The organism is Emticicia sp. TH156 (assembly GCF_002855535.1).
GTDB classification, from domain to species: Bacteria; Bacteroidota; Bacteroidia; order Cytophagales; family Spirosomataceae; genus Emticicia; species Emticicia fluvialis.
The window spans coordinates 73,250-93,406 of sequence record NZ_PKRS01000005.1; the positions used below are offsets into that span (position 1 = coordinate 73,250).

15 protein-coding genes are annotated in these 20,157 nt (G+C 44.8%); 8 read left to right on the forward strand and 7 right to left on the reverse strand.

The annotated features are described in order from the left end of the window. Nucleotides 1-6: 6 nt before the first annotated feature. From C0V77_RS10645 to C0V77_RS10655, 3 genes are all read right to left on the reverse strand, one after another. The gene (locus tag C0V77_RS10645; RefSeq protein ID WP_101726605.1) at nucleotides 7-3,312 is read right to left on the reverse strand and encodes a TonB-dependent receptor; all 3,306 of its coding nucleotides are present in this window, start codon (nucleotides 3,310-3,312) and stop codon (nucleotides 7-9) included. Nucleotides 3,313-3,636: 324 nt separating this feature from the next. After that, nucleotides 3,637-4,719, reverse strand: coding sequence for a FecR family protein (locus C0V77_RS10650; protein WP_101726350.1), 1,083 nt, complete (start codon nucleotides 4,717-4,719; stop codon nucleotides 3,637-3,639). Nucleotides 4,720-4,786: 67 nt separating this feature from the next. After that, nucleotides 4,787-5,386 carry an RNA polymerase sigma factor gene (locus C0V77_RS10655; RefSeq protein ID WP_173830538.1) on the reverse strand — a complete coding sequence of 200 codons (600 nt, stop codon included), beginning with the start codon at nucleotides 5,384-5,386 and terminating at the stop codon, nucleotides 4,787-4,789. 645 nt (nucleotides 5,387-6,031) lie between these two features. Between C0V77_RS10655 and C0V77_RS10665 the strand changes: the two genes are divergently transcribed. The 3 genes from C0V77_RS10665 to C0V77_RS10675 all read left to right on the forward strand — a co-directional run bounded on the left by C0V77_RS10665 (nucleotide 6,032) and on the right by C0V77_RS10675 (nucleotide 9,469). After that, the gene (locus C0V77_RS10665) at nucleotides 6,032-8,458 is read left to right on the forward strand and encodes a TonB-dependent receptor (RefSeq protein ID WP_101726606.1); all 2,427 of its coding nucleotides are present in this window, start codon (nucleotides 6,032-6,034) and stop codon (nucleotides 8,456-8,458) included. A 233-nt stretch (nucleotides 8,459-8,691) separates the two neighbouring features. Beyond that, the gene (locus C0V77_RS10670) at nucleotides 8,692-9,015 is read left to right on the forward strand and encodes a DUF1778 domain-containing protein (protein WP_101726353.1); all 324 of its coding nucleotides are present in this window, start codon (nucleotides 8,692-8,694) and stop codon (nucleotides 9,013-9,015) included. Then, nucleotides 8,969-9,469, forward strand: coding sequence for a GNAT family N-acetyltransferase (locus C0V77_RS10675; protein WP_101726354.1), 501 nt, complete (start codon nucleotides 8,969-8,971; stop codon nucleotides 9,467-9,469). The genes C0V77_RS10670 and C0V77_RS10675 overlap by 47 nt, the downstream gene beginning before the upstream one ends. A gap of 209 nt (nucleotides 9,470-9,678) precedes the next feature. Here C0V77_RS10675 and C0V77_RS10685 read toward each other — a convergent pair whose 3' ends face one another. From C0V77_RS10685 to C0V77_RS10695, 3 genes are read right to left on the reverse strand one after another with little or no spacing between them, the layout of a single operon-like run. Beyond that, a complete protein-coding gene (locus tag C0V77_RS10685) occupies nucleotides 9,679-10,221 on the reverse strand; it encodes a YceI family protein (RefSeq protein WP_101726356.1) in 543 nt (180 codons plus the stop codon). Nucleotides 10,222-10,223: 2 nt separating this feature from the next. Further along, nucleotides 10,224-11,126 carry a DUF5777 family beta-barrel protein gene (locus C0V77_RS10690; RefSeq protein WP_229236260.1) on the reverse strand — a complete coding sequence of 301 codons (903 nt, stop codon included), beginning with the start codon at nucleotides 11,124-11,126 and terminating at the stop codon, nucleotides 10,224-10,226. 1 nt (nucleotide 11,127) lies between these two features. Continuing rightward, nucleotides 11,128-11,553 (reverse strand): ubiquinol-cytochrome c reductase iron-sulfur subunit, encoded by a 426-nt coding sequence (locus C0V77_RS10695; protein WP_101726357.1) that lies wholly within the window; start codon nucleotides 11,551-11,553, stop codon nucleotides 11,128-11,130. Nucleotides 11,554-11,756: 203 nt separating this feature from the next. Here C0V77_RS10695 and C0V77_RS10700 point away from each other — a divergent pair, with 203 nt between their 5' ends. The 3 genes from C0V77_RS10700 (at nucleotide 11,757) to C0V77_RS23250 (ending at nucleotide 13,986) form a co-directional block, all read left to right on the forward strand. After that, nucleotides 11,757-12,293, forward strand: coding sequence for an RNA polymerase sigma factor (locus tag C0V77_RS10700; protein ID WP_229236261.1), 537 nt, complete (start codon nucleotides 11,757-11,759; stop codon nucleotides 12,291-12,293). Between the two features lie 5 nt (nucleotides 12,294-12,298). Then, entirely contained in the window at nucleotides 12,299-13,489 is a 1,191-nt protein-coding gene (locus C0V77_RS10705; RefSeq protein WP_101726358.1) for a hypothetical protein, read from the forward strand. A 227-nt stretch (nucleotides 13,490-13,716) separates the two neighbouring features. Beyond that, the gene (locus C0V77_RS23250) at nucleotides 13,717-13,986 is read left to right on the forward strand and encodes a hypothetical protein (RefSeq protein ID WP_173830537.1); all 270 of its coding nucleotides are present in this window, start codon (nucleotides 13,717-13,719) and stop codon (nucleotides 13,984-13,986) included. Nucleotides 13,987-14,135: 149 nt separating this feature from the next. On the opposite strand, the gene C0V77_RS10710 is transcribed toward C0V77_RS23250, so the two are convergent. Continuing rightward, the gene (locus C0V77_RS10710) at nucleotides 14,136-15,716 is read right to left on the reverse strand and encodes a DUF1593 domain-containing protein (protein WP_229236262.1); all 1,581 of its coding nucleotides are present in this window, start codon (nucleotides 15,714-15,716) and stop codon (nucleotides 14,136-14,138) included. Between the two features lie 673 nt (nucleotides 15,717-16,389). Here C0V77_RS10710 and C0V77_RS10715 point away from each other — a divergent pair. Together C0V77_RS10715 and C0V77_RS10720 are read left to right on the forward strand one after the other, a co-directional pair. Then, entirely contained in the window at nucleotides 16,390-16,671 is a 282-nt protein-coding gene (locus C0V77_RS10715; protein WP_101726359.1) for a hypothetical protein, read from the forward strand. A 198-nt stretch (nucleotides 16,672-16,869) separates the two neighbouring features. Continuing rightward, a complete protein-coding gene (locus C0V77_RS10720; protein WP_101726360.1) occupies nucleotides 16,870-20,085 on the forward strand; it encodes a S41 family peptidase in 3,216 nt (1,071 codons plus the stop codon). Nucleotides 20,086-20,157 lie beyond the last annotated feature (72 nt).

Sequence of the window (20,157 nt, forward strand, 5' to 3'; positions counted from 1 at the left end):
TATAATTTAGAAACTAAGATTAACACCCAGGCTGAAAGTAACCGATGGTACGTCGTCCTGATAAATGGCTGAGTTAAATTCAGGGTCAAAACCGATGAACTTGCTAACGATAATCGGGTTGATTACCTGCGTGTACACCCGGGCATTGTAGAGTTTCCATTTTTCCATCAGCTTACGAGGTACATTGTAGCCTAGTGTGATGTCAGAGATTCTTAAGAAGCTGGCATCCTGATAGTTGATTGCACTGCGGTAAGGGTTTGCTGCTGCAACCCCGAAATACGTGTTCGAAGGGTTTTCGCTGGTCCAGTAATCAAGCCCGGCCAGCTTGTTATATCGTTGTGCGTTAATTTCACCAAAAGTACCTGAAAGGGTTTTGTTGTTATATAGTGTACCGTTTCTGTAATAAGCAAAGAATGAGAAGTCGAAGTTTTTGTACTTAAAGCGGTTGGTCATACCCATCAGAAAGTTAGGCAGCTCTGAGCCCAGATACACGCGGTCGTCTTTTCCTTCTGTCGACGATATAATGCCGTCGTTGTTCTGGTCAACTACACGTACCGAACCCGGCACCTGATTGTATTTGAGAGCAAGATCTTTATCGGCCAGTTGCCAGATACCGTTAAACTTGTAATCAAAGTTGGCTCTGATAGGGTAACCCACAAAAAGGTTATTGCCTTTGTCGGCCATTTGCCCGTTGCCGTAAAGTTCAAGCAGTTTGTTGTTGTTTTTTGTAAAGGTAAGGGTGGTGTTCCAGCTGAAATCGGTGGTAGCAATGTTTACAGTGTTCAGGAGTATCTCAATACCTTTGTTTTGGATTTTACCTACGTTAGATACCACCTGCGAGAAACCCGACGTGGTTGGTATTTTCTGGCTCAGTATCAGATCCTGCGTTTTTCTGTCGTATAATTCTACCGTACCCGATATCCGGTTACCGAACAAACCGAAGTCAAGGCCCAGGTTCAGCTCTTTGCTGCGTTCCCAGCGCAGGTCTTTGTTGCCCAGGTTAGAAGGGGCAAAGCCATAGGCTGCAGTGCCGTCAAAATCGTAGCCGGTGTTAATCAGCCCCGCTTGTGTGCTGTAGGGCGCTACGGTTGAGTTACCTACCTCGCCATAGCTCAGGCGTAATTTCAGGTTTGACAAGGCCTTGATGTTTTGCATGAACGACTCGTCAATTACTCGCCATGCCAATGCAACAGATGGGAAAAACGCCCACTTGTTACCTGCTGCCAGCTGCGAGGCGCCGTCTGAACGGCCGGTGGCTGTAAACAGGTATTTGTCGCGGAAGGTGTAGTTGATACGCCCCATGTACGATGACAACGAACGCTCTACCAGAGAACTGCTGAATGCCGTAACGGTACCGGTGTTAAGGGCATACCAGTCTGAGTCATAAGGCAGGTCTTTGGCGGCAATGCTAGATGCCTCATTGCGCTGGTAGAAAGCACTTTGCAAACCGGTAAGGTTTATTTTGTGCTGGCCCAGGGTAAGGTTATAGTTAATGATGTTGTCTAAGGTATAGCTGCCGATAACGCGGTTGTCGAGCTGGGCTCTTGGTTTATTACCCGTTTGCGATTTTGACCACATACCGCGGAAGTCGCCAATCTGGGTAGTGCCGTAAGTAGATGATAACGACGACCGAATGCTAAGGCCTTTAACAGGTGTGTACTCAACATAGGCATTAGCCATGATGTTTGATACCCTGGTGCGTAGTTTAGACTGGTTAGGGTCTACGTCGCTCAAAGGGTTAGGTACCTGTTTATCGTTGATACCCATCCAGATAGCCAGTCCGTTTACGTTGATGTCCTGGTTTTCTGAGGGGTTAGTTAGGTCGCTGTAATAAGGTACGCCGGTAGGTCTGACGCGGTAAGCGCCTCGGAGTGACTCCTGCGAGCCCAGGTTCTGTACCGAAAAGGTGGCGTAAGAAGTAAATCCAACCTTGAAGCGCTCGCCAAGTTTGCTGTCAAGCCCGGCATTGAGGTTATATCTTTTAAAATTGGTGCTAAGCACGTTGCCGTCTTCGTTCAGGAAACCGCCCGAAAACCGGTAGGTAGTTTTTTCAGTACCGCCCGACACGCTCAGTGAGTGGTTGGTTTGTACGCCGGGGTCTGTAACCAGGTCTACCCAGTCAGTACTGCGGCCGTTTTTGATGTTGTCAAGCTCGAGAGAAGTAAATTTGGCTTCAGCTACTCCTTCCAGAATGCGGTCGGTGTAGGTAGCTTTATAAAACTGCTCGCTGTTCATCAGTTTGGGTAGGTGCGCCGGTACTTTTACACCCACGTAGCTGTCATAATTGACACGCGGCTTGCCCGATAACCCTTTTTTGGTAGTGATAATAACCACCCCGTTGGCTCCTCTGGCACCATAAATGGCAGTAGATGAAGCATCTTTCAGTACGTCCATCGACTGAATGTCGTTCGGGTTCAGGTTATTGATATCGCCACCCATTAAACCATCTATTACAATCAGGGGTGCAGTAGAGTTATTAATAGTGTTTTCTCCTCTGATGGTTATGTTGTACGAACTTCCCGGCCGGTTGTCTGATTTGGTAACGGTAGCGCCGGCCACCTGGCCTTGCAATGCTTTAGAAGCCAGCACCGGATTAGCCCTGGTAATGTCTTTGGTCTGCATAGAAGCTACGGCGCCGGTAAGGTCGCTTTTTTTCTGTTCGCCATAGCCGATAACCACTACTTCGTCAAGCGATTTATCGTCAGGAAGCAGCTTTACATCAATGGCTGAGCGGTTACCGGTTACAATTTCCTGCGTTACATAACCCACATAACTGAACACCAGAATGGTGGTTTCGTTTGGGACATCCAGCTTATAAATGCCTTCTACGTCTGTTGTTACACCTTTGGTGGTGCCTTTTACCACTACGCTTACACCGGGTATACCTTCGCCTTTTTCGTCGGTTACTTTACCCGTTACTATTCTGAGTGGTTTTTCTTCTTCAACTACTGGCCCGGCTACTATTACTTCGGGCTCTTTCAGCAGGCTTGCTACTTCTTTGTAGAGCATTATCTGCTTGCCTTTTACTTCATAAGATATCTGTAATGGCTTGCAGATTTTAGCCAGTACAGATTTAAGCGTTTCGTTGCGGGCTTCAAATGATACTTTCTGGCCAATGTTAATTTCGCGTGGATTATACACAAATTTTACGCTGGCACTTTGTTCAATAAAACTCAGCATGGCCTTCAGGTTGTCGTTATTGGCCCTGATGCTGATACGCTGCTCTAGCACTTCCTGCCCGTTAGCGGTGTGTGCGTATGAAATACCCAGTCCGATAAGGCTAAACAAAACTTGTATAAATGAAACCCTCATAAGTTTCTTTAAAAAAAAGGGGGAGAAATATTCTTTCATCAGAACGAGATAAAATTTAGGGTTAAAATGTTTTTTATCAAAGAATTAATTGGAATAATTATTTTCCACAGCAAAATCAGGCAGCATTAGCAACTGTTGCCTGCCGGTATCATTGATAAAACGCGGGTTGTTGACGGTACAGAGACCCCAAAAGTGTAGAAAGCAGATTGTAAAAGTCCATCCATAGATAATTGTAATTGTGGTTTTATCTATGGATGGCAGAACCTGTATGCAGATACTTGTTATTATGAAAATTTTTTGTGAAATAATGCAAATTATTTCACACTAGCATCCGTTGCTATGTATAACTATCTGAGCATCAACTATTTCGTAGCTTGAGTGTGTAACCTTGCAAATGATATTTAATTTTTCGTACAACGACTCCTCTGTGAAGGTGGCTGTTAGGTAGCAGTTCTTCATGTTTTTTTCGTCATAAATAATCTGTATACCATAGGCGCGCTCCATCTGGCTGAAAACCTTTGATATCGGGGCCTCATCAAATATAAAGTTTTCGGGTGTTTTGGCTACCAGAATTTCAGGCTGCCTGCTGATTGATTTAAGCAGGCGCGCTTCGTTAACGGTGTACTCTATAGACTGGTTGGGCGTAAGTATAATACCGGCCATTTCGTTATTCTGCTGGCGTTTGGCTTTCTGCAGGTCTTCATGGCGGTAAACCGACACCCTGCCCGTGCGTACTTCTACTTTTACGTTCTTTTCGTTTTCAAAGGCTTTTACCATAAAACTGGTGCCCAGCACCTGGGTAGATATATGGTTGGTATATACCCAGAAAGGCCGTTTAGGATTTTTGGCAATATTAAAAAACGCCTGACCCTCCAGATAGACCTCGCGGGTTTCCGGCGAGAAATGAATCGGGTATCTGATTTTACTTTTCGGATACAGCGTTATCACGCTGCTGTCTTGCAGGGTGATGGTCTGAGTCCGGTTTTCGGTGTTTTCGGTTTCTATGTAATCTGCCGTAAGGTTAGGCGATATGGTCTCAAAAAAAGCCAGTTTCTCTTTTTCGGTATACAACTTAAATGCCAGCATACCTGCCCCTGCTATAATGGCCAGGGTGGCGGCAATTCTGAAAAAGGGTTTTTGCCAGAAGCTGATTGTGCTGTTGTTGGCCGGGTTCAGAATCTGTTGCGTAATGTCGTCCAGCTCCTGGTCTGTCAGGGCCGGGGCTTTTTCCTGCAAAGCCAGTAAAAGTGCGCGCGCGGTTTCTATTTTACCAGCCGAAGCCGGGTTCTGCGAAATCCATTCGTTCCAGTACAGCTCGGTTGGGGGGTCTGGGTTCAATACCCAGTTTCGGAACGACTCATCATGGCAGAAGTCTTCCGGGTTAAAGTTTTTATAGTCTGAATTCATCAGTAATAAGGTATATAAAGTAGGATGCCAACGGCAGTTAGTAAATACTGTATTTATAGAGTTTTTTTTATAAGATAAATCGCATTAGCAACAGATAGCTGATTAACAGGCCTCCCCAGTTTTCTCTGATGGCGCTAAATGCCACCTGCAAGAGGTTAGAGACCGACTGCGAGTTGATGCCCATTATCTGGGCTATTTCGTCGCGTTCCAGATTCTGGTAATATTTCAGGTAAATTACTTCGCGCTGCCGTTTGGGCAGGGTGTTGAGCATAGCAGATATTTTCTTTACGTTTTCCTGCGTGCGCTCTTCTTCAATAATGGCCAGCTCGGGCGAAAACTCAGCAAAGCTGATGTCGTTTTCTACGTTTTCCAGATTATTGTCGTGGTCTATTTTCTGGCGGACACTCTCGCGGAGTATTCTTTTACGAACCGAAGTAAGCAGGTAGGCTTTTACGCTGTCGGGCTGGGCAATGCTGCTGCGGCGGGTCCAGATCTCAACAAAAACTTCCTGCACACAGTCTTTTACAAAGTCTTCGTTTCTGATAAACTTGTAGCCGTAGTTTTGCAGCAGATTAAAATATTTTTTTATGAGTTTGCCCAGCGCTGATTCGTTGCCATTCTTTAGCTGTTGCCAAAGTTGAGAATCATTAGGGGTGTTAACGTTCATTACCTGGGAGTCCATTTTTTCCTTGCCTGTCGATGTTAAAACCTGCTCTGTGCCAATAAAAACTTTTACGGAGATTGCCGCCCTAAGCTAAGCAGAATCAAAATTATTAAAATCCTGATTAATTCGGGAAGGTAGCTAAAAATACTTGTTATATTTTGTATTTAATTAATAAAAAATAGGACACCTGAACCCGCTGCCCTATGGTAAGCGGCCATAATCTGCAACATGGTCTGCTGTTTTGCCTGTCTGCCAAGCTACGTATATGCTTCGGAAAAACGCCTGATTGTAAGGCCGGCAGCGCCTCAAATAAAAATTATATTTTTTGTAACCTTTATGATTGTCCGGAGTTTACCTGCCGGAATAGGGGTGATTCTAGCAACTACGAAAAATTTCGTAATATTTTTTGGCAGGTGAAAAAAGTTCTGATATATTTGCTACGAAATTGTTCGTAGGTAAAGACTTCCAAACTAAGTTTCTTGCTGTTAAAAACAGATTAGTTGGTTTTGATAACAGTTTTGCCCCTTAACTTTTAACTGTTGGTTTAACCAGTTAGTTTTATGTTGATTTATCCAGACGGGCAATTCCGCCATTTTGCGAAAGCAGGCTGGCAATTACAAAATTATTGAAAAGCACTTTAAAACAATTATGAAAAATCTATTACTCGTATTACTCCTTGTGAGTATGGCGCAGCTTGCGCGTGCTCAAAACAACTTGTATGCCATTAAAGGTCAGGTAAAAAATCAGCAGAACGAAGTGGTTTCTTTTGCTACCATTGCTGTACACGCGGCAGGTGATTCTTCATTGGCCAAGGCCGACATAGCCGACGAAAACGGAGGCTTTAAAGTCGGTAATCTGAAAACCGGCAGGTATTTCATTAAAATAAGTGCAGTAGGATTCAATCCGTTCCGGTCGCCGGTTTTTGAACTCGTAGACCGCGACATCGAGTTTCAGCCCTTTACGGTATTGGCCGATACCAGGCAGCTGAGCGAAGTAAAGGTGGTAGCGGCCAAACCACTGATAGAGGTGCAGAACGACAAAATTGTTTTTAATGTTGAGGCCAGTATTAATTCTACGGGTTTAAATGCACTTGAGCTATTGCAGAAGTCGCCCGGTGTGCAGGTAGACAAAGACGAAAACGTACTGGTGAAGGGCAAAGCCGGGGTACGCATTTTTATTGACGGGCGGCCGTCGCCCATGAGTGGGAAAGACCTGGCATCAACCCTGAAAAGCATGAACTCGGCCGACATTGAAGCCATTGAGGTTATCACCAACCCGTCGGCCAAATATGATGCCGCCGGAGACCTGGGTATTATTAACATCCGTCTGAAAAAGAACAAAAAGATTGGTACCAACGGTAACCTGAGCCTGGGGGGTATGTTTGGTATTACGCCTAAATACAACGGCTCGGTTAACCTGAACCACCGCGATAAAAAAGTGAATATCTTTGGTAACTACGGTTATAATCAGGGGGCATGGCATAACCGCACGCTCGACGACCAGATACTGAACAACATTGCCTATAACAAAACCTGGCGCGGTATCTGGCGCGACACCTCTCATAATGCCAAAGTGGGCCTGGATTATTTCATTAATTCAAAAAACACCATTGGCTTTAATGTGAACGGACGCGTGAGCAACCACAACGGCGGTGGCGAAAGCCAGACCCTGATCGGTAAAAGATACAGCGCCGTGCCGGATTCGGCCATTCTGGATTCGCGGACGTCGAACCCCGAGAAAAACAAAAACCTGAACGTAAATATGAACTACCGTTATGCCGATACCACCGGCCGCGAACTGAACATAGATGCCGACTATGGGATTTTTACGTCACGGGGGATTAGCTACCAGCCCAATACCTACGAGTTCCCAAATTCTGACAGGCCTTCTTTCAGCCGCAATTTTGTAACTAAAACGCCGGTTGATATCACCATTAAATCAATCAAGGCCGATTATGAGCAGCCCCTGAAAAAAGGTAAACTAGGGTATGGCGTGAAGTTGTCAGACGTGAAGTCAGACAATACCTTCGATTTCTTCAATGTGCTGAATGATGCCGAAGTGCGCGACATTGAACGAAGCAACAACTTTGTGTACACCGAGCGCGTTTATGCAGCGTATGCCAATTATAATGTTTCGCTGAACAAAAAATGGGATTTACAGCTGGGTTTGCGCGCCGAACGCACCAAATCATTAGGAAAACTGACCAGCTATAAACAGAATGACCTTGATAAGGTAGATACAACGTACCTGAACGTTTTTCCGAGTGGGGCCATTTCTTACAAGCTGTCAGATAACCACAACCTGAATCTGAATTACAGCCGCCGTATTAACCGCCCGAGTTACCAGAACCTGAACCCGTTTGAATACCGGGTAGATGAACTGGTGTATTCTAAAGGTAACCCTTTTCTGCGCCCTGAATATGCCAACAACTTTAAGCTGACACACGTATATAAGGGCAAACTGACAACGTCGGTGGGTTACTGGCGTACGCGTTTTCCGGCGGTGGGTTTACGTATGCCTTATGATGCCAGCCGCACTTACTTTATTGAGCGAAATCTGGACTACACCCAGGGTTTCAGCCTTGATATGAGCCTGGCCACTGATATAACCAAATGGTGGAATGTTTATGTAAATGTAAGCGGATATACGAATGTATGGCGCGGAGATCTGGAAAACGGGTTGTCGTTCAACAACCGTACCCTTGCCGCCAATGCCAATGCGCAAAGCACCTTTAAGCTGAAAAAAAACTGGACCATAGAGTTATCGGGCTGGTATAATTCGCCTTACCGCCGGATTGACTATAACCGCGCTATGGGTACTGTGGATGCCGGGGTGCAGAAGAAATTTATGAAAGACAATGCCACGCTGAAAGTTAGCTTTACTGATGTTTTCCATACGGGTAGGGGAGGGTATCACTCTGATTATGCCGGAGTGTACACCAATCTGCGGTTCAAGTGGGAGTCGCAGCAGCTAAGGGTTAATTTCACCTACCGTTTTGGCAGCAATGAAATAAAAGCAGCCAGAAACCGCCGTAACGGCTCGGAAGACGAGCTGAATCGCATTAAAGGCGGTTGATAAAATTTTAAACCAAAGAAAACCACAAAGGCCGGATTCAACCCAATGTTGTTTCCGGCCTTTGTGGGTATGATACTATTAGCCAGTAGTATAAGGCTATTTTGAATGAAATTATATTCATGAAAAAATTTATTTGTACGGAAAATATACGTACATTTGTTGAGCTGACCATATCAAGTTAAAAACTCCTTTTAATTGGGTAAGTCGGTTGCAACATTCTAAATAAATTGAATATGGGTACTTCAGTTAATGACAGATTAGATGTTCGGATAAGTAAAGAACAGAAGGAACTGATAAAGTATGCATCAGAGCTGAGCGGATTTAAAAGTCTGACAGAATTTGTGATTTTTTGTATAAACAAAGAGGCAGTTAAAATTATTGACGAAAATAACCACGTACTGAAGAGTATTGAAGATAAGAAGGTGTTTTTAGAAACATTAATGAACCATCCTTCGCCTAACAACAACCTTCAAAAAGCACGCATGAACTACGAAAAATTTGCTGAACTAGATGGAGCTGAAAATACAGATACTCGAAAAACAGTGCGACAAAAGTAACTTTAACTGTGGATACGAACTTTTAGATAATTATTTAAAACGACAGGCAAAACAGGATGTTGGCAGAGATTTGTCTGCCTGTTTTGTTTTGGTCGACAATGCTTTAATTGTAAAGGGATATTATACACTTTCGGCAAATGCTATTAAAAAGAGCGACTTTCCGGATTATTTGCAGAAGAAGTGGCCACCGAATTATCAAGATATACCCACCGTGCTGTTAGGCCGTTTAGCCGTTGATATTTCTATCAAGGGTAAAGGTTATGGAGAAATTCTGCTAATTGATGCACTGAAAAGGTGTTTTGATGTTTCAGAAACTGTGGGAACTTTGGCCATTGTGGTTGACCCCATTGATGAAATTGCCAGGAACTTCTACTTAAGGTATGGATTTATTCTTTTGCCAACGTCGGGCAAAATGTTTTTACCAATGAAAACCATCAGAGAATTATTTGCTTAGCCAAGCATGGGTTAATGGGTGCAGGGCTGGCAGGTTATTAATTGCTGGCAGCAAAATAAGGCAGGCACAAAAAAAGGGCAAAGCCCCCCTCAAACCACATCCGGCCACACCGGGGGGAGCCCCGCCTGAAATTCACCTAACTAAGATTTTTCATTGTAAAATTCCATACCTGCCAGCCCATTGCTGAGCCGGCAATTGGTATGAAACCCCTACTTTCTGCTAAAAACAAACTTATTTTTCACGGCTATATTTTCTGCAATTTTGGCAATAACCAAGGTTGGCACGTCAATCTTGTGGTCTTTCAGGGCCACGTCAAAATCTGCCAGCAAGGTAATCTCATTGCCATTTACTATAAGGCGGCCTTTCAGGGTGCGTTCGCGGCTTACGCCGTGCATGGTTAGCTGCCCGGTTGCGGTTATGTCATAAGTACCGTTTTTGGCGGGGTCTGCATTTCCCTGCATTTTGCCCGAAAACGTAGCCACCGGATACTTCTCTGTTTCCATGTAGTTTTCATTGAAATGCTCTTCCATCAGGTGGTTCTTAAACTTAAAGGCAGCTACATTCATCTTAACGGCCACCTGGCCTGTACTGAAATCAATAATAGATACTACATTTTTATTAAAAGCGGCTATGTTTTCAAGCGGGGTTTCCGAAAAAAAACTGGTTTCACCTTTGCTGCAAATCCATTGGTTCTGGGCAAAAGAACCGGCAGATATCAGCATACCTGCCAGTATTGTAAAAAGGGTTTTCATGGCTATCTTTTTTTATCAAAGCTGAAAGTTCTTGAAATATTAAATCCGTAGTGTATATCGCCTTTGTTCCACATTCCGTCTGTCTGGGCTATAAACTGGCGTTCTATCATCCCCAGCGAATTGGTAAAGTGCAACTGAAACACGTGCCCGCCGGTTTCGATATCAAAACCCACCGAAAGCGAGTTATGATAAACCGTGTTTTGCAGGTTAAAAGTACCCGTGGTAAGCGGTAACCGGTAGAAATACTCAGCGTTGATAGACGTTCTCTTGCTTATTTTCATGCGGCCGCCAATGCCCATCGCCAAAATATCGTTGGGTTCAGAGCTGGCTTCAATGCGGTTGCTGTGCAGGTAGGTGGGGCTTAACTGTAAAGAGAGCTTCTCGTTAAATTTACGGGCTATCAGCAACTGCCCAACGTAAGTAAACCTTTGCTGATTATTATAAAATGTAAGGTTGGGGCTGGTGCTTAGCGTAATGGCATCGGCAGCGGCCAGCGCGGTAATACTAACCGGCGACCCCGACGGCGACTGCCTGAGGGCTCTGTATTTGGCAAAGAAGTCGTAGGTTTTCTGGCTTGTGCTGCGGCCCACACCAATCATTAGCCTGTCGGTAAGTCCGTATTCAAGGCCAATGCGCATGGTGGCGGCATCGAGGCCGTAAAGGTTATACGCGCCTTCGTTGAGCCTGCCGAAACGGTGAGAAATACGGAAGTCCAGGTGTTTTTTGGCAACAGTCTCAACCGAGTGGCCGTTAATTACCCTGGTAGATTTAAACGTGGCAGTAGTGTAGGTTTTAGCAAGCGGCACGGTTTTGTCAAGCTCGTTCAGTAAATCCTGGGCAGCGGCCATCTGCCGGGCTCCCAGCAGTGCGGCAATTAAAAGGGTTCTTTTCAGCATGGTTTTCATTTTAAGCGGTTATGGTTAGGGTATTGCCGCTTACTGCGGTTTTATAAACAGTAAGCCCGGCTCTGCCTTCGCTGTTAAGCCCCTTTCCGCTGGTGTCAAATTTTGCGCCGTGTGCTGTGCAGTACCATTGGTTGGTCTGAAAAGTAATCTGTTGGCGGCCCTCGTGGCTGCAGGTAAGTGTGGCAGCTACATAGTTGCCGTTATAGCGTGCTATTACAATTCCGCTTTTTATTACATAGCCTCCTTCTTTTTTCAGGTTGGCATAAGCGGCGTCTGCCAGGTCAATGGTTATTCCGTTTGATGATATCGGCGTTACGCCGGTTTCGTTTTTGCAACTGCTTGCAGTGTATAAAGCAAAAAGTGCCGTACCTGTAAAACCCACTTGTTTCAGAAACTGATTACGATTGATTTTTTCCTGTAATTTCATTGTTACTAAAGTTTGGTTATTTAGCACTACATACGCAGATTACCCGGGTTTGCTTCCTGGCAGAGATTAATTTTTTTTTTAATCTCGAAAAAACAATTCTGGAAGCATATTTGGTATAAATTGCGTATATGCCATTGGCGCCTTTGATTAGTAAGCTAACCTGTTATAATGTGTTTTTTAGAAAAAGAAATAACCGATTGTATTTGCAAAAAACCATAGAGGGCTGTGTGGCCGGGAAACCCCTGGCACAAAAGCAGTTATTTGACCACTTCGCCGGTTTTGCAAAGAGTATCTGCCTGAGGTATGCCGCCCATGATGAAGAAGCCGAAGAAATGGTGAGCGACGGATTCATCAAGGTTTTCGGAAACATAAGCCGCTACAACACCGGGCAGGTATTTGAGGCCTGGTTCAGAACGGTAATGGTGAATGCCGCCATTGACTATTTCAGAAAACACCACGCCCGCATTGAATTGACAGACCTGGACCAGGCCAGCCGCACACAGGCAGATGAAGAACATCTGGACCTGCTGACGGTGGATGAAATAATGGAGTTTGTGCAGAAACTAAGCCCCGTTTACCGGACGGTCTTTTCGCTGGCGGTGGTAGAAGGCTATTCGCATACCGAAATAGCCGGTATGCTGGGGGTTACAGAAAGTGCCGTAAGGGCGAATCTGTCTAAAGCAAGAGCTAAATTGCAGGAATGGATAAATGAATATTTGACGCGACTTTCAAAAATATAAACTTTATGGCAAACGAGCTATTTGATAAAAAAATCAGGGAAAAACTCGAGTCCGTCCGCAGGCCGGTCAGCGAGGGTGTCTGGCAAAACATCAGGGGCAGAATGCCTGTGCCCTGGTATCTGGACTTCTGGCGGCGGTTCGGCTGGCCGCTCTATGGCAGCCTGGCCACAGTGCTGCTGATATGGAATTTAATAGACAAATATGATTACGAAAAGCAATTCCGGATACTGAATGATAAGATTTCTACAATTGAACAATTAAAAACAAAAACGCAGGTACAGGAAATTGTACACCGCGACACCGTGTATATCAACAAAACCATTTATGTGGTGCAAAAAGCGCCGGTTACCTCAACCGGCAATGCCAACAGCCCGCGACCGGTGGTGTATGAGGCTCCTGTACAGGTAACTATAACCGATAAGTCGGTTGCTGATGCAGGCACGACTTCGGTTACTGAGGCGCAGGAGCCAAAGACTGAAGGAGCAACTACCATTGAAAAGGCCGATGCACCCGAAGTTATTAAAAAAAGTGCAGATTCGGCCTATAAACGCCCGGTAATTACACCTGCCGAACAAAGGCGCTCATTCAGATGGCCGCATATTGATACCCGCCTGGGCTTAAATACAGGTCTTGGGTTTAATCATACCCTAGACCTGGGGCCTGTGTTTGAAGTGTTTTTTGGCAAAAGTCTGAGTTTTACCACAGGCTTAACGTTCCTTACTAACCCCGAGGCAGAGTATTATAACCCGAAGGAGTTTAATATGGATACCCGCCAGAATTTCACCGATATGTATAAGCACTACCTGCCCGAAAAATATGAACGCATTGAAGATATACATATCAGGGCATCCATGCTGAGTATTCCGCTCAACCTCAGTTATTATCTGCCCCTTAATCGCCAGTGGGATATGAAATTTATGGCAGGCACTAATCTGGATCTGCGCCTGTACCAGAACGTAAGGTTTGAGGCCCATGTAGACGGCGACGAGCAGTATTCATCTTTCAATACAGAACAAAAGAAAGGTCTCATTCATAACCTGTCGCTTGGTACGGGCCTGCAGTACAGGCACAAGCGATATGTTTTTCAGCTCACACCTGTGTATATTTATCATTATCGTGACACCGATTTCCTGAGCCCCAGGTACAATTTCAGAGTAAATGGCAGCGTGCTGATAAATCTGAAACGCGAAAAATAATGATTGCATTTAAGAGATTTTTTGTTTTGGGTTGAATTGCCTGATTTCCTGTAAAAACCAGTCCCGTCCGGCGAATATTTTTCCTGACGGGACTAGTTATTTTACGCTAATGGTTTTCTAATTCTGGTACTTGAATGATGCGTTATTGTGGTAACAGGAGAGTTGTTGTTGCAGAAGCCGAGCCGCCTTGCTTGGCTTAAGAAAAACGCGCATCGGGAGACTCTGCTTTGACATTAAAAGGTTATTCAACGCTTTCAGCCAACTCAATAATTAAAGGTTACTTTCCAGAATATTTGCAGAAGAAATGGCCACCAGGTTATCAGTACATACCCACAGTGCTGCTTGGCCGTTTAGCTGTTGATATTTCTATAAAGGGTAAAGGCTATGGAGAAATTCTGCTAATTGATGCACTGAAAAGGTGTTTTGATATTTCAGGAACTTCGGGAACCTTGGCCATTTTGGTTGACCCCATTGATGACATTGCCAGGAACTTCTAATTAAGGTATGGATTTATTCTTTTGCCAACGTCGGGCAAAATGTTTTTGCCAATGAAGACCATTCGAGAGTTGTTCAGTTAAAGATTTTAATTATTCAGGAAGAGGAGTGACTAAATACTCTTCTTCCTGAATAATGTATCTTTTTTATACTACCTCACAGTCATGATAACCCTTTGGTATTTAGTAAGTGCCGGTGTACCATTATCGGTGGCTTCCAGAATTAAATGGATGGTTTGTCCACTTACGGCATCTTTCGGAATCTCAACGATTGTCTGTAATGCCTCCGGCTTTGTGATAGTCACTTTACCCGGAAAGGTACCCACATTAAATTGCCACCATTTAGTACTTACCGTATTGCCGTCAGGGTCAGACACGAAGCCGTTTAACCGTATTTTTGAGCCGGCAGTTACCATAATGCTCAACGGCCCTTCGATTCTTACCGTAGGGGCATGGTTTGCATTGGCATATTTTGGTGTAACAGACCATTGCATTCTGGCGGCAAAATCGCGTTGTGCCTGAGGGAAAAAGTTTGGAAACGTTACTTTTTCAGTGCGTGCATTGGCATTGCTAAGGGCATTGGCCATAGCGGCGGCACTGGTATCGGTCATGGCAAAAGAAAAATCTGCCCCGGTTCTTCTGGGTGCAGCGCCACCTCCCCAACCACCATAAAATCCGGCTTCGTAGGCACGTAGCCCGTTACCGAGCATATTCATAAAGGTGTGATTATCGCCTTCACCCAACCATGAGCCTTTTTCCTGTACGGGCATCCAGACTACATATCCTTTCTTTTTCAGTTCTTCATTAGTTACTCCTGCAAAGCCAAAATAATCCATTTTATCGTCTTTTACCATTTGTTTGCCGTCACCCCAAACACGGTAAATGGCCCCCAGAGCGCCACGGCCGGTTACGTTTTCTTTCATCCATGCAGAGGTCAGGTAAGGTGCATTGTCCTGACTGGCTCTTAACTGTGCGCCATACCCATAATTAGGCCCGTTGCTGAACTGACGGTATTCTATTTCAGGCCAGTTAGGTTTAATGTAGGTGGCATAGGTATCGTCTTGGTCGCCGGATGGTAGCAAAACCACCTTTCGGGCTATTTTCTTTTTGATGGCATCCCAAGCCGAATTGAACTGATATTGTTCCTGAATCGACTTTAAAGCACGGGCAATACTGCTGAATCCACCCCATGCGGTGATATATAATTGTCCGGGCTTGTCGTCAAGAATCAATGATTTTATCAGTTCAGAACCGGGAGAATCTTTAGAGATGTCGCCATCAAATTCAATGTTTCCATAGCGGATTTTCGATTTCAACGCAGCCGGAGCAGTATATTCAGAGTTATGCAGTTTCAGGTTTGGATACACCTTTTCGTAGGCTTCCACAGCATCATGAATAAAGCGTTCATCTTTTGCCCAGCGCCATGATTCACAGGGACACATATCCAGCCCGAAGCGGTTATATTCTCTACCCGGCACAAACCACTTGGTGCCTTTACCATCGCCTTTCCAGTGAAACTGGCTGCTGGTGTAAATGAGTCCTTCAATGTCCAGGTCGCTGCTGTATAACAGAAAACGAATCAACGAGTTGTTGTCGTCCAGTTCAGGGTCGGCAGTGATGATAATTCTGGGTTTTCTTTCTTTGGTGAGGCTTTGGGCATTGGCCAGATTATTGAAAAGGCATAGAAGGGTGAATAAACCGATTGTGGTGGTAATTTTTAAGTAGTTCATCATAGTGTTTATTTTGGGAGGGTTTATAAGTATTGTTTACTGTGATATATGTTTATTTAGTAAAACTCTTATAAATCCAATTCAAAGACATTTTTATATCTGGGTTGTTCCTTTTTGGGCTGCAAAAAGTAACGCAAGACTAGCCGTCCGCAAAGCAGCCCATCATTCAAACTCACACAATTAAAAATCCTTTGGTTTATTTCATGATAATTGCTCGATTTTTAATCGTGAACTAGCCGTCCGCCTCAACAGGAATGACGTAATAAAGTCTTTTATTTATAGTTGTTAATTTTTGACTCTGTGAAACCCGGTGAATAATTCCGAGATACGCTGTGGTTTAAAGTTTATAATTTTTACTTTTCTTAGTGAAGCAAAGGTAATTAAATAATAGGTCGCTTTATCTGTTATGTCTTTAAATAGTTGAATTTTTTATTTGAATAGTGCAGATGGCATAACGCCGTTCAGAGAACGGCTGACACACCGACTGATTAGACAATCAGCCAAAACGGGGTAGAGAAGACGTGAAAATTATTGCAAAATTACAATGGATACAAGAACTTTATAGTGACCGTCAGGCAGACGATATAAACCGATTATTAAGGAATGTTGAAATAAATAGAGAGTATTTAGGGTTTTGGGTTAAAGAATTAAATCTTAACACATACAACGTTCAATTATGACAGACACCCCGGAATTTATAGCTGCCAAGCAATTTGAAATTATTAAGGCCAAAAGTGTGCGTGAAAGATTTGAAATTTTTGACGGCATGATGTCGTTTGTTCGTCAGCTTGCTATTAAAAGAATAAAAAAACGCTTAGGAAATGATATCTCTAATGCTGAACTAAAATATGAACTCATTAAGGAATATTACAGCCATGAGTTAAGCGAAGTTCAATTGGCTGAAATAAAAAAAGGGCTGATAAATTATCACAAAGAATTAAGTAAAGCACAACATTAATCTTCTTTGATACCCCATGCAATCTATCTTAGACTTAATTATTTCCTTTAATATTATCTGATAGATAAAGTCTTTTCATCAATCTACTCCCTCATCACCCCAATTCATCTCCACTTATACCGAAATCATCTGATTTTTGATTGTTCAAACCGTTTTTCTTTTAAATTTGACTGTCAATCAATCAGCAAACTATTGCCCATGAGAAAAACGCTTTTAACTTCAACAATTACCTTTTTTACCGTTCTATGTCTGCAAGCGCAAAATTCTTTGCTGCTTCGCCAGCCTGCCATTAATAAAGATGGCTCTGTGGTAGCCTTCTCGTTCCAGGGCGATATTTGGACGGTGCCTGCTTCGGGTGGAAAAGCCACTCGTCTCACCATCCATGAGGCCTACGAATCAAACCCCGTTTTTAGTCCCGATGGCAAACAGATTGCTTTTTCGGGTTCACGTTTCGGTAACAACGATGTTTTCGTGATGTCGGCCGAGGGCAGCATGCCTAAACGCCTGACCTACCACTCTGGTGCCGACAATATAGCAAGCTGGACACAGCCGGATAAAATCCTGTTTTCGACCAACCGTGAGTTCAGACAGATTGAACGCCCGGCCGAGGTTTATAGCATCAGTCCGAAAGGTGGCACCGAATCACGCGTGCTTGATGCCGTAGGTTTCGACCCTGTGCTGTCGCCAGACGCCCGTTTTCTGGCTTTCGTCCGGGGCGACATCAACCCCGTAGCCCGTCAGGCCTACAAGGGCAGCTCAGACCGCGACATCTGGATTTACGACACCAAAAACAAAACTTATCAGCAGCTACCGGGTTTTGAAACCAACGATGTTTTCCCGCAATGGGGCAACAACAGCACGCTTTATTTTCTGAGCAGTGAGGCAGGCGCGTATAATATTTATAGGCTAAAACTGGATTCCAACGGTAAAGCAACAGGCAAGCCTGAAAAACTGACCAACTATAAAGATGAATCTATCCGCGCATTCAGCGTATCGGCAGACGGCGGTTCTATTGTTTTCGAGAAAGACATGAATCTGTACACCATGAAAACCGATAAGGGTTCGGCACAAAAACTAAATGTGGTTATCAGCGCCGATGACCGCCTGGATGCCACCGAACAAAAGACTTTTACCAGTGGCGCGTCTGAATATGCGGTGTCGCCTAACGGAAAGTTGCTGGCTTTTTCGGTGCGTGGTGAGATTTTCCTGAAAGAAGCCGATAAGGAAAAAACCAGAAGTATCAATGTATCAACCCATGCCTACCGCGACATGGAACCAACCTGGCTGAACGACTCTACCCTGTTGTTTACCAGCGACAGAGCCAATGGCAATTTTGATATTTACCTGGTGCGCTCGGCAGATACCACCCAGCGCAACCTGTTTAAGTCAATGAAGCACAGTGTGGTGCAGCTTACCAAAACCACCGGCGATGAGAAGAGCCTGACGGTATCACCCGATAACAAGAAGATTGCCTACGTACGTGGCAGGGGTACATTTGTGGTGGCCGACATAAGCCCGGACGGTAAACTGACCAACGAAAAAATTCTGGGCGATAGCTGGGATGCGCCCGGCGGCATAGCCTGGAGCCCTGACAGCAAATGGTTGGCGTATGCCATCAGCGATTTATATTTTAATGAAGAGATATTTATTCAGGCGGCCGATAACTCAACCAAGCCTGTGAATGTAACCATGCACCCTCGGGCAGACTACAGCCCCTTCTGGAGTGCTGATGGTTCTAAATTGGGCTTTATATCGGGTAGAAGTTCCAGCCGTAGTGACGACGTGTGGTTTGTATGGTTGAAAAAAGAAGACTGGGAGCGCGAAACGCAGGACTGGCAGGAACAGGATAAACCTGAACCCCCCGCCGCACCGGCCAAGCCGAATGACAAAAAAGCGCCTAAGCCCGTAAAAATTGATTTCGACAAAATACATGAACGCATTGTAAGAGTAACCAGTTTTCCCGGTGATGAAGGCGGGCTGGTGATATCAAAAGACGGTGAGACCTTTTACTACACCACCACCTCTAACACCGCACGCGGCCGAGACCTGTACAGCATCAAATGGGATGGCAAAGACCTGAAAGAAATTACCAAAGGCGGCACTAACCCGGCCGGTGTAACCATAGACCGCGAAGGGAAATACCTGTATTTTACACGCATGGGTGGCGCATTGAGCAGGCTTGATATAAAATCCGGCGCAATAGAGGCCCTGCCGTATTCGGCAAAAATGAAAATTGATTACACTGCCGAACGCACGCAGGTATATGAAGAGGCCTGGCGCACCATTCGCGATGGTTTCTATGACCCTAAGTTTCATGGTTACGATTGGTCTAAGCTGCACGACAAGTACAAAGAACGCAGCATTAACGCCAGCACCAGCAACGATTTCAGAGATATGTTTAACCTCTTGCTGGGTGAACTGAACTCGAGCCACATGGGTATGACCGTAACCGACCGCATTGATACGCAACGAGAAGCAACCGGATTATTGGGCACTGAACTGGTACCTGTAAGCGGAGGGGTAAAAGTGGCCCATGTAGTACCCGGCACCCCTGCCGACAAGGAAAAAAGCAAGCTGAATGCCGGTGATGTGATTACCGCCGTGAACGGACAAGCCGTAAGCGATAACGATAATTTCTATGACCTACTGAATGGACTTGTGAACGAGAAAGTATTATTGAATGTGCGCGGTGCAGATGGTAAGAGCAAAGAAGTGGTGATTCGCCTGACAGCCAGCATCTTTAATAATTTGTATGACGAATGGGTAGAGAACCGCAAAAAACTGGTGGAGAAATTCGCTAAAGGTCGCCTGGGGTATATCCATATTAAAGGGATGGACTTCCCGAGTTTTGAGGTGGTGGAAAGAGAGTTTACCGCTGCCGGTTATGGAAAAGAAGGTCTGGTGATTGATGTGCGCTACAATGGTGGAGGCTCAACAACCGACTACCTGATGACCATACTCAATTACAAACAACACGCCTACACCATACCAAGAGGTGCCAGTGAAGATTTGGAGAAAGACAAGCTGAAATTTAAAGATTACTACCCTATCGGCGAACGTCTGGTTTATGCTGCCTGGACCAAACCGTCTATTGCGCTTTGTAATGAGGGTAGCTACTCAAATGCCGAGATTTTCTCTCATGCCTATAAATCGTTAGGTATCGGTAAATTGGTGGGTGTACCTACCAATGGTTCGGTGATTTCAACAGGGGGTAAGGGTCTGATGGATGGCTCGTTTGTGCGTCTGCCGGGTCGTGGATGGTTCACCAAAGCCACTGACAAAAATCAGGAATTAGGGCCAGCCATACCAGATATTATTGTTGAAAACCAACCTGACTGGCTGGCAAAAGACACTGACGACCAACTGAAAGCAGCAGTAGGTGAATTGCTGAAACAGATTGACGGGAAGAAGTAATTAGTATTAATATCGAATACTACGTAGAGCCAAGGCATTGCCTTGGCTCTATATTTTTTATCTTTGTAGAGC